This is a genomic window from Vibrio sp. SBT000027 (assembly GCF_963894355.1).
Lineage (GTDB): Bacteria > Pseudomonadota > Gammaproteobacteria > Enterobacterales > Vibrionaceae > Vibrio > Vibrio splendidus.
In genome coordinates this window covers 968457-980412 of sequence record NZ_CAWQGD010000001.1, presented here as the reverse complement: position 1 = coordinate 980412, position 11956 = coordinate 968457, and the positions used below count along the sequence as shown (strand labels likewise).

Annotated in this window: 12 protein-coding genes; 9 read left to right on the top strand and 3 right to left on the bottom strand. The window is 44.1% G+C overall.

Annotation, left to right across the window (positions count from 1 at the left end; translation table 11 throughout):
* Positions 1 to 102 precede the first annotated feature (102 nt).
* Positions 103 to 1050, top strand: a complete 948-nt coding sequence (locus AACU28_RS04130) for a TDT family transporter (RefSeq protein ID WP_004731381.1) — start codon at positions 103 to 105, stop codon at positions 1048 to 1050.
* A 157-nt stretch (positions 1051 to 1207) separates the two neighbouring features.
* Here AACU28_RS04130 and hmpA read toward each other — a convergent pair whose 3' ends face one another.
* Positions 1208 to 2404 (bottom strand): NO-inducible flavohemoprotein, encoded by a 1197-nt coding sequence (gene hmpA, locus AACU28_RS04125; protein WP_017078299.1) that lies wholly within the window; start codon positions 2402 to 2404, stop codon positions 1208 to 1210.
* Positions 2405 to 2753: 349 nt separating this feature from the next.
* On the opposite strand from hmpA, the gene norR reads away from it, so the two are divergent.
* Both norR and AACU28_RS04115 read left to right on the top strand, forming a co-directional pair.
* Positions 2754 to 4346, top strand: a complete 1593-nt coding sequence (gene norR / locus AACU28_RS04120; protein ID WP_004731373.1) for a nitric oxide reductase transcriptional regulator NorR — start codon at positions 2754 to 2756, stop codon at positions 4344 to 4346.
* An 89-nt stretch (positions 4347 to 4435) separates the two neighbouring features.
* A complete protein-coding gene (locus AACU28_RS04115; RefSeq protein ID WP_004731371.1) occupies positions 4436 to 4795 on the top strand; it encodes a glutaredoxin family protein in 360 nt (119 codons plus the stop codon).
* 110 nt (positions 4796 to 4905) lie between these two features.
* On the opposite strand, the gene AACU28_RS04110 is transcribed toward AACU28_RS04115, so the two are convergent.
* Positions 4906 to 5541, bottom strand: a complete 636-nt coding sequence (locus AACU28_RS04110; RefSeq protein ID WP_029222001.1) for an OmpA family protein — start codon at positions 5539 to 5541, stop codon at positions 4906 to 4908.
* 271 nt (positions 5542 to 5812) lie between these two features.
* Here AACU28_RS04110 and AACU28_RS04105 point away from each other — a divergent pair, with 271 nt between their 5' ends.
* The 6 genes from AACU28_RS04105 to AACU28_RS04080 all read left to right on the top strand — a co-directional run bounded on the left by AACU28_RS04105 (position 5813) and on the right by AACU28_RS04080 (position 11437).
* Positions 5813 to 6439, top strand: a complete 627-nt coding sequence (locus tag AACU28_RS04105) for a thioredoxin domain-containing protein (protein WP_004731367.1) — start codon at positions 5813 to 5815, stop codon at positions 6437 to 6439.
* 114 nt (positions 6440 to 6553) lie between these two features.
* Positions 6554 to 7027 carry an FKBP-type peptidyl-prolyl cis-trans isomerase gene (locus tag AACU28_RS04100; protein ID WP_004731366.1) on the top strand — a complete coding sequence of 158 codons (474 nt, stop codon included), beginning with the start codon at positions 6554 to 6556 and terminating at the stop codon, positions 7025 to 7027.
* 156 nt (positions 7028 to 7183) lie between these two features.
* A complete protein-coding gene (locus tag AACU28_RS04095) occupies positions 7184 to 7774 on the top strand; it encodes a TetR/AcrR family transcriptional regulator (protein ID WP_029222534.1) in 591 nt (196 codons plus the stop codon).
* Between the two features lie 138 nt (positions 7775 to 7912).
* A complete protein-coding gene (locus AACU28_RS04090) occupies positions 7913 to 8944 on the top strand; it encodes an NADP-dependent oxidoreductase (RefSeq protein WP_121602414.1) in 1032 nt (343 codons plus the stop codon).
* Positions 8945 to 8982: 38 nt separating this feature from the next.
* Positions 8983 to 9603: a glutathione S-transferase family protein gene (locus AACU28_RS04085; protein WP_004731417.1), complete on the top strand. Its 621-nt coding sequence runs from the start codon at positions 8983 to 8985 to the stop codon at positions 9601 to 9603.
* 151 nt (positions 9604 to 9754) lie between these two features.
* Positions 9755 to 11437: an RluA family pseudouridine synthase gene (locus AACU28_RS04080; RefSeq protein WP_121602413.1), complete on the top strand. Its 1683-nt coding sequence runs from the start codon at positions 9755 to 9757 to the stop codon at positions 11435 to 11437.
* 79 nt (positions 11438 to 11516) lie between these two features.
* On the opposite strand, the gene AACU28_RS04075 is transcribed toward AACU28_RS04080, so the two are convergent.
* Complete coding sequence (locus tag AACU28_RS04075; protein ID WP_121602412.1) at positions 11517 to 11897, bottom strand: DoxX family protein; 381 nt, start codon at positions 11895 to 11897, stop codon at positions 11517 to 11519.
* Between the last annotated feature and the right edge of the window lie 59 nt (positions 11898 to 11956).

The following is an 11956-nucleotide window of genomic DNA, read 5'->3' as shown; positions in this document are numbered from 1 at the left end:
AAAATTCTATAATTGACTCATATTATATAAACAGCTCACATTCTATAAATAACTAGTTGGAGAAAGGCGTTGAACTGGAGAAGGTTAACCCAAGTAAAAAATGTGCCGCCATCTCAGGCGTCTTTGGCACTTGGTGTTATTGGACTAGGACAAGCTTGGGCATTATATCTGCCTGGGGTTGGTGAGATCATTCGCCCTTACCTTGCTGCATTTGGCGCACTGTTATTGCTACCCGTTTTACTTCGTTATCTCACCAGCTTTAATACTTTCATCAATGACATTCGTCATCCGCTTAGTGGAAGCTTGATGGCACCAATGAGCATGGCGTTATTGATTCTATGCGACTATTTAGCCGAAATCTCTCCAGTCATTGCTTACCCAGTCTGGTTCTGCGCGTTGTTATTGCATTTTACCATGATGGTGTTGTTCTTTAGTTTCCAGATCATCAACTTCAAAATGTCGAACATTGTACCGAGTTGGTTTCTGTATCCGGTTGGGTTAATCAGCAGTTCCTTAGCAGGTTCACAATTTGGGCACACCGTTTTTTCAGAAACACTTGCGGCCACTTGTATCGGTATCTATTTCCTAATGCTGCCAGTGGTATTGTACCGCTTGGTATTCGAAGGAAACCTGCCCCGCCGAGCAAGACCAACCTTAGCCATCATGGCAGCACCGGTGAACCTGTCTTTAGCGGCTTACTTGGTTAACTTCGACAACCCAGACCCGATTCTAACAGGCGCGTTGGCTGGCATTGCTATCACCATGACACTATTGATCTACTTGTGTTACATACGATTGATGCGTCTGAAATTCCAACCTTCGATTGCTGCCGTCACTTTCCCTTCCGTGATCAGCGCTATTGCCATGCATCGTCTAACTACGTTTTTCGGCGCGGAATACCCGCAATGGTATTGGCTGCACAAGTTTGGTTTCTTCGAGTTAACCATCGCAACCATCCTAGTGATTTGGGTTGCAGGTGGATACGTGAAAATGTACTGGCCTGAGTTTTTTGATACTGACTACATGTCTAAAAAGGTCAAACGTTCTTAGACCTAAGCTAGAAGAGCTTAGTTTGCTCGATCGAATTCTCCAATATTCGATATGTCAGACAGCAGAACCAAACAAAAAAAGGCCTCACTATGTGAGGCCTTTGAATAGGCAAGGTGTTAATAGTTCAGGCGAGTGTTAATAGAACTAGTGAGAGCTATTAGAAATTAGCGTGAGGGCCAAATACTTCGTAGTGTACGCGTGAGCGATCTACTTTAAGTGCGTCTAACTGCTCTACGATGTTCTTCATGAAACCAACAGGTCCACAGATATAGAAATCACTCTCTTCAAAGCCTTTAGTATCAGAGATAGACGCTAGATCCATTTGACCTTGATGTGTGTTCTCACAAGCAGACTCGTCTTTGTTCATGTACCACGTTTTCGCTTCCCAACCTTTGTCAGCAACAATATCTTTAACACGAGTCGTGAAAGAGTGTTGGCCTACATTTTCACAAGCGTGAAGGTAAAGAACCGGTTCGTTTTTCTGCTCGTTGTTCAAGAACTCAAGCATAGACTGCATTGGCGTTACACCCACACCTGCAGAGATGAGCGTTACTGGCTTGCTGCGCTCTTGATACATAAAGTCACCTGCTGGTGCGTATAGGCTAACTTCATCGCCGATAGCAACGGTATCGTGCATGTGGTTAGAAACAACACCTTGCGTTTCTTGACCTTGGCCTTCACGCTTCACAGAGATACGGTAGTATTTTCCGTTCGGCTTGTCTGACAGTGAATACTGACGAATTTCGCTGTATTGTGCGCCTTCAGGTTTCACTTCAATACCGATGTATTGACCCGGTGTGTAATCCAAAACCTCACCGCCATCTTTTGGCTGTAAGATGAAGCTTGTTACGAGTGCTGACTCTTCGATCTTGTCTGCAATTACGAATGCACGTGCGGCTTCCCAGCCACCAACAGCCTGCTTGCGCTGTAGATAAAGTTCAGCTTCACGGTCGATGAATACTTGCGCTAAGAATAGGTAAGCGGCAGTCCATGCTTCTTCCACTTCTGGAGTAAATGCCTCAGTAGCTAATTCACGTAGTGTTTCAATCAGGTGCAAACCAACAATTTGGTAGTGCTCTGGTTGAATGTTAAAGCTTGTGTGTTTCTGTGCAATACGTTCAACCGCGGTGGTTAACGCTGCTAGGTTTTCAATGTTTTTAGCATAAGCCGCGATAGCTTCAAACAGCGCCACACCTTGGCGACCTGTTCTTTGGTGAGTCATATTGAAGATATCTTTCAATTCAGGGTTATGCGTGAACATACGTTGATAGAAGTGTTGAGTTAAAGCAGGGCCTGCGCTTTCTAAAAGAGGAATCGTCGATTTGATGATGTTGATATGTAGATTGTTTAGCATTGATTTACTCCGAACACTTAGTCTTTTGACCACTTAAGTCAAATTGACTAGTTTTATTTAAAGATGACTTTATACCAATTCATTCTCAATGAGCTCTCTGGCTGCATTTTTTATGAGAATCACGTGGACTGATAAATGGGCATTAATTGATTCAAATCAACTATAGGTCAGTTATTCAGTCATATAGACAACACGTAATGGACACATTGCACAAACGGTGCCAACATGCGAAAGCTTGCTGTGTCTGGCATCCTTTCAAAAATCCACTTCAAACTTTAGTCAAAAAGACCTTTTTTTTGTGTCATAAAGACTCTACCATGTATAAAAATACAAACAGTATGAGCCCTTTATGCAAGATATCTCAGCATCCACTCTCATGGAAATGACCATTGGTTTAGCCAGCGGTGTGAACGATCAAGACCGTTTTAATCGCCTAATCGATGCCATTCGTAAAACCATAACGTGTGATTGCGTCGCGCTTTTAAGCCTTCAAGGCGACACGCTAGTACCCATCGCAATGCAAGGGCTCAGTCGAGATACATTCGGTCGCCGCTTTATCATTTCGGAACACCCTCGCTTTGATGAGATTTGCGCATCACGTTCTCCTGTTCGTTTTGATGCTGATAGCTCATTGCCTGATCCTTTCGATGGCTTACTGATAGACCACGACGGCGATTTACCAATGCATGCCTGCATGGGTTTGCCTCTGCTGTTTGGTGACAAATTGTTAGGAGTGCTAACCCTAGACAGCCTAAAACCTGATGTCTTTGCGAATATTCCTGCTCGTAACCTAGAAGTTCTCGCTGCTATTGCGGCTTCAACCATGCAGATGGCGATGACTTTCTCGCAACTTGAGCATCAAGCAAAACAGTCAAAGCAATTACTGGAAGAGTTGAACGTAGAAGCGTGGGAACGTGACGGCGGCGAGTTAATTGGTAACAGTGACACCATGGTCGCGCTTAAGAACGACATCGCGGTTGTAGCGCCGTCTGAGTTTAATATTCTGATTCATGGTGATACTGGTGTTGGTAAAGAGCTCGTTGCTCGCACCCTGCACCACCAATCGCAACGTAAGCGTAATCCGTTGGTCTACGTGAACTGTGCTGCTATTCCTGAGAACTTGGTAGAGAGTGAGCTATTTGGTCACGTTCGTGGCGCATTTACTGGCGCAGACAAAAACCGCTTAGGTAAGTTTGCTCTAGCCGACGGCGGCACACTGTTCTTAGATGAAATTGGTGAATTGCCTTTAGCAGCACAAAGTAAGTTACTGCGTGCGCTGCAAAACAACGAAATCCAACCGGTAGGCCAAGACAACATCCAAACCATTGATGTTCGTGTTCTGGCTGCAACCAACCGAGACTTAAAGCAAGAAGTTGAAGACGGTCGATTCAGAGCCGACTTGTATCACCGACTTAGTGTGTACCCTATCGCGGTACCTGCATTGAAAGAGCGTGGCGACGACATCAGCTTATTAGCTGGTTTCTTCCTAGAACAAGCACGCCGTAAGCTTGGTATCAACCAAGTTAAGTTCCGTTCTGATGTTTTGGTATTCCTAAACCGTTACGGTTGGCCAGGTAACGTTCGTGAGCTTGAACACGTTATCAGCCGTTCAGCACTGAAAGCATTGGCTCGCAGCACTAACAAAAACCTCGTGACAATCACTAAAGAAGATTGTGGTCCACTCGACCAAGATCAACCGATTGCGACGACACAGGTAAAAAACACACCATTATCGACACCAACGATCGACCTATCTGCTGGTTTACGTGGCGCGACGGACGATTTTCAACGCAGCATCATTACTGAAGTGTTGGAAGATGCCAACTTTAACTGGGCGCAAGCAGGACGTGTTCTGAAAACAGACCGAGCAAATCTGACTCGACTGTCTAAGCGTTTAGGACTAAATGTGGCTAAGTCTCACACGATCGAACGGACAAAATAGATATTAGCGGTTTGTTGCGAGCATCTAGCAAAACTTGTGTATATAATGCTGCAAATTGTAACGCTAATTTTAAATATGTAGAGAGAGTTATGAAGTTTATCCGTTGGTTCTTAGGTCGTGTCATCTTGTTATTGAATTTTGTATTCAGCCCACGTGGTGTGAAACGTTCTCAAGAAGAGCAAAGCAAAGTGAATGAGCAGGCAAAGACGCACACGTTATACCAATTCGAAGCGTGCCCATTTTGTGTAAAAGTGCGCCGCGCGATGAAACGTCAATCGGTTCAATTTGAACTTCGTGATGCAAAGAACAATGATCAACACCGTGCAGAGCTTGAAGCTGGTGGCGGTCGCGTTAAAGTGCCTTGCCTACGTATCGAAAAAGACGGCAAAACTGAGTGGATGTACGAATCTTCAGATATCGTGACTTACTTAGAAAAGCAGTTTGCATAAGCAATAAAACTAAAAGTGTCAGATACAAAAAATCCCTCAAATATGAGGGATTTTTTATGTCTGTTATTTGGATCTCGTCGCTTTCAATTTAGGGAAGAAAGCTCAAATGACTACTTCGACACAATCAGCATCAATTCTACACGGCGATTACACGCCTTGCCTTGCGGAGAAGCGTTAGTACAAGCCGGAACGTATTCACCAAAGCCGCGAGTATAAATAGCACGACTCGAAACATAGTTACTTTCCAAGCGCGCTTTCACTTCTTTTGCACGTAGCTCAGAAAGCGGATCATTAACACGATCACTGCCCGTATTATCAGTATGGCCCTCAATCACCACATCAATGTCTTGGCGTTGAGAAAGGTAACTGCCTAAAGTATCCAGCCATTGATTGTAGGCTGGCTCAGGGAATGCCGAACCCGTTTTAAAGTTCACGTGCTGTTCCAGCTTTACCATCACATGGTTGCCCGGCAGTACTTCAAAATCGATACGGTTTTGTCTTAAAAAAACTTCCAGTGGGTCATTAGTCGAGACACCACGTCCATAGTTGGTTGTGATGGTTTTTTGTTGATGAGTGCTGTTCTGGACTGAGTAACTGCGATTGCTCGCTACAGATGTCGTTTGAACCACACCCCATTCAGGATGCATAAGGTCGTAATCGGTTTGCGGCGCAGTTTCTAGCAGATCGTCACCTAACATACCCGTTGGTAACGTCGTTTCACACCCTGCCAAAGCTATGCTTAACATTATCGCTAAATATCTCATTACTTCACCAACCACTCATGCAGATAAACCATTCACTAATGTCTATATCGGCATCGAGAGAAAAACTTTAGACAAAAACTTTATACGAAAAAAAAGTACATCCAAAAAAAGTGCTTTTGATCACAGTTAACCGTCAACTAGCCTGTCATCACCCGCTAGTTCGAACTGTTTGCATTTATTTACCTTATAATTGTTTTCCAATTCGTACTAAATAGTTAGAATCTCACGATTTCTCAACGCTAGAGCAAACATTATGTTTAAACCATTTACTAAATTCATCACAGCACTCGCTGCCGTACTTATTATTGCAGGTTGTAGTGAAACAGACGAGCCACAGAAAGGCGTTCAATACGAAGCACTTCCTACTGCTCTAACTGAATTTAACCTGTCTCCGATCACTGAAATCTTCTCTCTAAACTGTGGTCACTGTCGTCAAATGGAAAGTGCAATTCCAGAGATTGAGTCGCTAACAGACCAAACTATTGGCAAGATGCATGTAACGTTCAATGAAAGTGCTCAAATCAGCGCAATGATCTACTACACAGCAGTGATGCAACTTGACGCGACACCTGACCACGCGTTCATGGACGACCTATTTGGTGCCGTTCAAATGGGTGCAGATGCAACGCCAGAACAGCGTCAACAAGCACTAGAGACAGCGTTCACTTCTCGTGGTTTGGTTAGCCCATACCAACTGAACAAAGAACAGCAAGTTGCTCTATTTGACTACGTTAAGAAAGCAGAAGAGATCTCAGTAAAAGGTCAAATCAACTCAGTACCAACATTTATCATCAACGGTAAATACCAAGTACTCACAGCAGGTCACCAAGACGTTGCTGGCATCGCAAAAACGATCAACTACCTTTTGACTCAACCCTAATCACGGCTTTAGCCAATTGATTAACACACTCTGTATTAACTGCGAAATTCTGCGTTAACTACCAAATGCAGCATTAACTATGAAATTCAGCATTAACTATAAATAGGTTTTACTATGTCTAAATTTATCATCCCGGTCATTGTCTTTATTTTGGCTGGCTTCATGATCTACCGCACTTGGATGAATCATAAATCTGGCGAAGAAAATATCGAGCAAGGCCAACAGTTCCTTGTCGAAAACGGCGCTAAAGAAGGGGTTGTTACGACTGAAAGTGGTCTTCAATACCTAGTGCTTGAAGAAGGTACTGGTACAGAGCACCCAACTAAGAACAGCAAAGTAACGGTTCACTACCACGGTACACTTATCGACGGCACTGTTTTCGACAGCTCTGTTGAGCGCGGCGAGCCAATCTCATTTGCTCTTAAGCAAGTAATCAAAGGCTGGCAAGAAGGTTTGACTTACATGGTTGAAGGCCAAAAAGTTCGCCTGTTTATCCCGAGCCAATTGGCTTACGGTAAAGGCGGTTCAGGCCCTATCCCACCATCATCAACTCTGATTTTTGATGTTGAGTTAATCTCTATCAAATAACCGATAGTGACTGATATAAGCCCCAACATACGAGCTATGTTGGGGCTTTTTTATATGTGAGCGTTTGAATAGTTGAAGCCACTTTTGCAACGACTGAATATACCGTCAAAAACCGATCACTAGACGACTGGTCTAATTTAATTTATAGTACTGCCCATGAACGAAAAAACGAATGACACACGCCTGCATGTTTTAGATGTTGGCTACCAATTAATAGTGAACAACGGCTTTAACGGCGTTGGCTTATCGCAATTGCTTAAAGAAGCGGACGTGCCGAAAGGGTCGTTTTACCACTACTTTAAATCGAAAGAGCAATTTGGCGAGGCTCTGATCCAACACTATTTTGAGACCTACATCAGCAGGGTTGAAACTATTTTGGTTCATGGTGAAGGCAACCATTACCAGAGAATTATCAGTTATTTCACTCGATGGTCACAGATTGAAAACGGTACCTGTAACGCTCATAAATGCTTAGTAGTTAAGCTCAGCGCTGAAGTTTCTGATCTTTCTGATCCTATGCGTCAAGCCTTACTAAAAGGGGCTGAAAAAGTGACCTCTACGATACAACACTGTGTTGCTGGTGGTATTGAAGATGGCTCCATTAAAGTTGAAGACAGCCAAGAAACCGCTCAAAATCTATATTCTATGTGGTTGGGCGCAAGCTTATTGAGCAAACTAAGCCAGAGCTCAAGCAGCTTAGAATCAGCTTTAAACCTAACCCAACAGATTTTAAAAGGTAAAAACTAACCACGTACTGTGTTTAGTCTTTATTAACGACAGATAACCCGCCCTCTTATCAATTTGATGACGGCGGGATTTTTAGACAACAAGACTAGACGACTGGTCTAATTCCAAATAAACATAATATAAAATTAAGGATATCCAATGACTCTACAAGACAATCGCCGCATCGTATTGGCTTCTCGCCCAGTTGGCGCACCGACTCAAGATAACTTCCGTTTAGAGTCAGTAGCCGCACCAACAATTAAAGACGGCGAGATGTTACTTCGCTCAGTTTATCTTTCTCTAGACCCATACATGCGTGGTCGTATGAGCGATGCTAAATCTTACGCAGACCCAGTTGCGATTGATGAAGTGATGGTTGGTGCAACCGTATGTCAGGTTGAAGAATCAAACCACGCTGATTACGAAGTTGGCGAATGGGTACTGGCTTACACAGGTTGGCAAGATCTTGGTGTGTCTAACGGTGAAGGCCTCATCAAACTAGGCAAAGAACCAACACACCCTTCTTACGCTCTGGGCATCATGGGTATGCCTGGCTTTACGGCTTACATGGGTTTGCTTGATATCGGCCAACCTAAACAAGGCGACACTCTAGTCGTTGCGGCGGCAACAGGTGCAGTAGGCGCAACCGTTGGACAAATCGGCAAACTAAAAGGCTGTCGTGTTATCGGCGTTGCTGGTGGTCAAGAGAAGTGTCAGTACGCGAAAGACGTGCTTGGCTTTGACGAATGTATCGACCACAAAGCTGATGACTTCGCGGAGCAACTGGCTAAAGCATGTGACAACGGCATCGACGTTTATTTTGAAAACGTTGGCGGCAAGGTTTTCGATGCCGTAATGCCATTGCTTAACACCGGTGCTCGTATTCCTGTATGTGGCCTTATCTCTCAATACAATGCGACATCACTGCCTGAAGGCCCGGATCGCATGTCTAGCCTTATGGGTACGCTGCTGGTCAAGCGTATTAAGATGCAAGGCTTCATTATCTTTGATGACTACGCGCACCGTTATAACGAGTTTGCTGTTCAAATGACCGAATGGTTGTCTCAAGGCAAGATGCACTATCGTGAGCACCTAATTAAAGGTCTAGACGAGGCGCCACAAGCATTCATGGGGCTATTAGAAGGCCAAAACTTCGGTAAGCTTGTTATCAAAACAAACGAAGCTAAATAAATTCAAAAACTGAACCCGTTAGTTAACTAGGTAGAATCATGATTACTTTGCATCACCTGAATAAATCACGCTCAAAGCGCATCATCTGGCTGTTGGAAGAGCTTGGGGTAGATTACCAGATCAAGCCATACCAACGAGACAGTGTCACTTTTCTTGCGCCACCAGAGCTTAAGTCCGTTCACCCATTGGGTAAATCTCCTGTCATTGAAGACGATGGCATCGTGATCACTGAATCAGGCGCTATCACGGAATACCTAATCGACAAATACGGTCAGGGTAAGTTCGCACCAACACGCGGCACAGCTGACTACGTAGAATATTCACAGTGGCTACATTTTGCTGAGAGTTCAGGTATTTTGCCGATGCTGCTTAAAATCTTTGTGATGAAAGACGGTTGCGAGACTAATTTCCTTGGTGGCTACGCTGACGATGAAAACCAAAAGATCTTAACTTACGTGAATAATGCACTTGAAGGTAAAACCTACTTGGTTGCAGACACACTAACAGGTGCAGACTTTATGATGTCGTTCATCGTAGAAATCGTTGGTAACTTTGGTGCAACTGCGCTTTACCCTAACATTGCTAAATACGGTAAGCTTTTGGCTGACCACCCTGCTTACCAAAAAGCAGAGCAAGTAGAGCTAGAACACTCGAACTGATCGAGTTTCACTCAAGCTCGTGCGTTCTTAGAATAAGTACGAGCAACTAAATGAAGCCAAAGCCGATTTATCTTTCGCTTTGGCTTCTCATTTGCCTTCATTTCGACAACAATACCGAACTCTAACTGAATAGCCATAGAGTTTGATCTTCATGTCAGCAAACCTTGCTCAATACACACCACTGCACGCTTTAAACCAATCAGCGAACCAAGATTTATCGCTACCCACTCGGTTTACGTTTCCGTATTACTATACCCCGCACCCTACGTGTGAATTAGCTATGCTGCAGCTTCAACAGTCACTCATCGACTGCGGTGTAAACGAAACCTCGCAAGGTAACCTCTATGCCGTGCTTCTTGTTCAGGATCCAACAACCCAAGAGCTAGGGTACCTTTCTGCATTTTCAGGTTTGCAGTTAGATCCGTCTTTGGCCTCTCAGTTAAACAACATTAACTTTGTTCTACCAGCATTCGATTCAGAACAGTTTCAATCTCACAATAGTGCAAACCTCGCTAGCCAATCACAACTAGCAGATGACATTAAGAAGCTACAACAATCGCACAACCTAGACATATTAGTGGCTGAGCTTGAAGAGTTAACAGTCGAATCAGCACAAGCTATCGAAGCCTTTCAGTTGGCGATGACCGTGAAAAAAGCTCAACGTAGCGAACTCAGAGACCAAGCCAATCAAGAAAAGGCATTGGGTAATCTAGAGTCAGCGGCGAATTTGCTCAAACAACTGGGCAATCAAAGTAGCCAAGAGAAACGCGACCTAAAAGCGCTTCGTATCGAATGGAAGCAAAAGATCGCAGAACGCCAATCACAAGTTGATTTGATCGAAAGCGAACTGAAAAACCGTAAGCAAGATCACCAAGCCATTTCAGAACAGTTGGAAACTCAACGTCTCTCTCACTATCGCTTTATCAATCAAGCTCTCGAATCAAAGAGCCTACTTGAATTGTTAGATGGCAAAGACGCTCTTGAAGGCTCTGGCGACTGTTGCCTGCCCAAGCTGCTTAACTTTGCTTTTGAACACGGGTTTAAGCCATTAGCTTTGTCTGAGTTTTGGTGGGGATTACCGCCTACAGATATCATTCGACAACACGCAAACCTCTACCCGGTTTGTCAGAGTAAAAGCTTTGAGATCCTCGACCACCAGCTAACTCATATTGAATTAGAAGATAATCCGCTTATCGTGAACCCTGCGGTTGGTAAGTCGTTTGATATTGTCTATGAAGACGACGAGATCGTGGTGGTGAATAAACCCGAGGAGTTCTTGTCGGTTCCTGGTAAGTTTATCGAAGACTCGGTTTATACACGCATTAAAGCGCATTACCCGAATGCGACAGGGCCTTTGATCATCCATAGATTAGACATGTCGACGTCAGGCTTGTTGATCTTGGCGCTGACGGCGGAGTCAAACAAGCACATTCAGAAGCAGTTCATTGATAGAACCGTCGAGAAACGATACACCGCTCTGTTAGATGGTGAAATCGACGGTAAATCTGGCGATATCAGCCTGCCTTTGCGCGGTGACATAACAGACAGACCAAGACAACTGGTTTGCCATGAACACGGCCGAAACGCAGACACCTATTGGCAAGCTATTGGCACTCATAATGGCAAAACCAAGGTTCATCTGTATCCGAAAACAGGCCGTACCCATCAGCTGCGTGTGCATTGTGCTCACCCATTAGGGCTTGGTGTACCGATTCGTGGTGACGACTTATACGGATACAAACGCGAACGACTTCACCTTCATGCTGGCTACTTAAAACTGATTCACCCAACAACCGGTGAATGGATGGAATTTGAAGTGCCTTCTGAGTTTTAAATGATTTCTATTTGGTAGGGCTTCGTGCCCTACTCTTATTTTCTTTGCCTCTCACCTCTATCGCTACATACGAATAAACTTAGTACGCTGCAATGACCAAGAAGCCAGAGCCCAACAGAGTAACCATCGCGGGAATACCGTCCTTCCAAGTATCAAAGCGTAAGTGGAAATAAAGCGCCCCTATCGAAGTAGCCCCCAATATTGCACCACCCATCAATTGAGTCTGTGCTGGTGAGATGTCACATAGGGCTAAAATCAAGAGAGCCGCTCCGGTCAATTCGACTAACCCCACGAGAAACATGATCTTTCTATTCAAGCCATAGCTTTTAAAGAAACCAAGCTGAATTTCAAAGACCTTCTTTTGCCAACCAAGCGTCTTGATTGAGCTCGCCAACACAAAGAACATCACCATCAAAATACTTATTACTGTACTCATTCCGCCTACCTCTATAAGAATCATTAATTTCAACGATGTTATTTAATCATTCATAATTAAGGTGATAAATGCTAGTTTCATGA

Bases quoted from the DNA above. Each gene is read 5' to 3' on its own strand.
- AACU28_RS04090 (WP_121602414.1), top strand. From the start codon at position 7,913: ATGACTCTACAAGACAATCGCCGCATCGTATTGGCTTCTCGCCCAGTT.
- AACU28_RS04095 (WP_029222534.1), top strand. From the start codon at position 7,184: ATGAACGAAAAAACGAATGACACACGCCTGCATGTTTTAGATGTTGGC.
- hmpA (WP_017078299.1), bottom strand. From the start codon at position 2,404: ATGCTAAACAATCTACATATCAACATCATCAAATCGACGATTCCTCTT.
- AACU28_RS04100 (WP_004731366.1), top strand. From the start codon at position 6,554: ATGTCTAAATTTATCATCCCGGTCATTGTCTTTATTTTGGCTGGCTTC.
- AACU28_RS04085 (WP_004731417.1), top strand. From the start codon at position 8,983: ATGATTACTTTGCATCACCTGAATAAATCACGCTCAAAGCGCATCATC.
- AACU28_RS04080 (WP_121602413.1), top strand. From the start codon at position 9,755: ATGTCAGCAAACCTTGCTCAATACACACCACTGCACGCTTTAAACCAA.
- AACU28_RS04075 (WP_121602412.1), bottom strand. From the start codon at position 11,897: ATGATTCTTATAGAGGTAGGCGGAATGAGTACAGTAATAAGTATTTTG.
- norR (WP_004731373.1), top strand. From the start codon at position 2,754: ATGCAAGATATCTCAGCATCCACTCTCATGGAAATGACCATTGGTTTA.
- AACU28_RS04110 (WP_029222001.1), bottom strand. From the start codon at position 5,541: ATGTTAAGCATAGCTTTGGCAGGGTGTGAAACGACGTTACCAACGGGT.
- AACU28_RS04105 (WP_004731367.1), top strand. From the start codon at position 5,813: ATGTTTAAACCATTTACTAAATTCATCACAGCACTCGCTGCCGTACTT.
- AACU28_RS04115 (WP_004731371.1), top strand. From the start codon at position 4,436: ATGAAGTTTATCCGTTGGTTCTTAGGTCGTGTCATCTTGTTATTGAAT.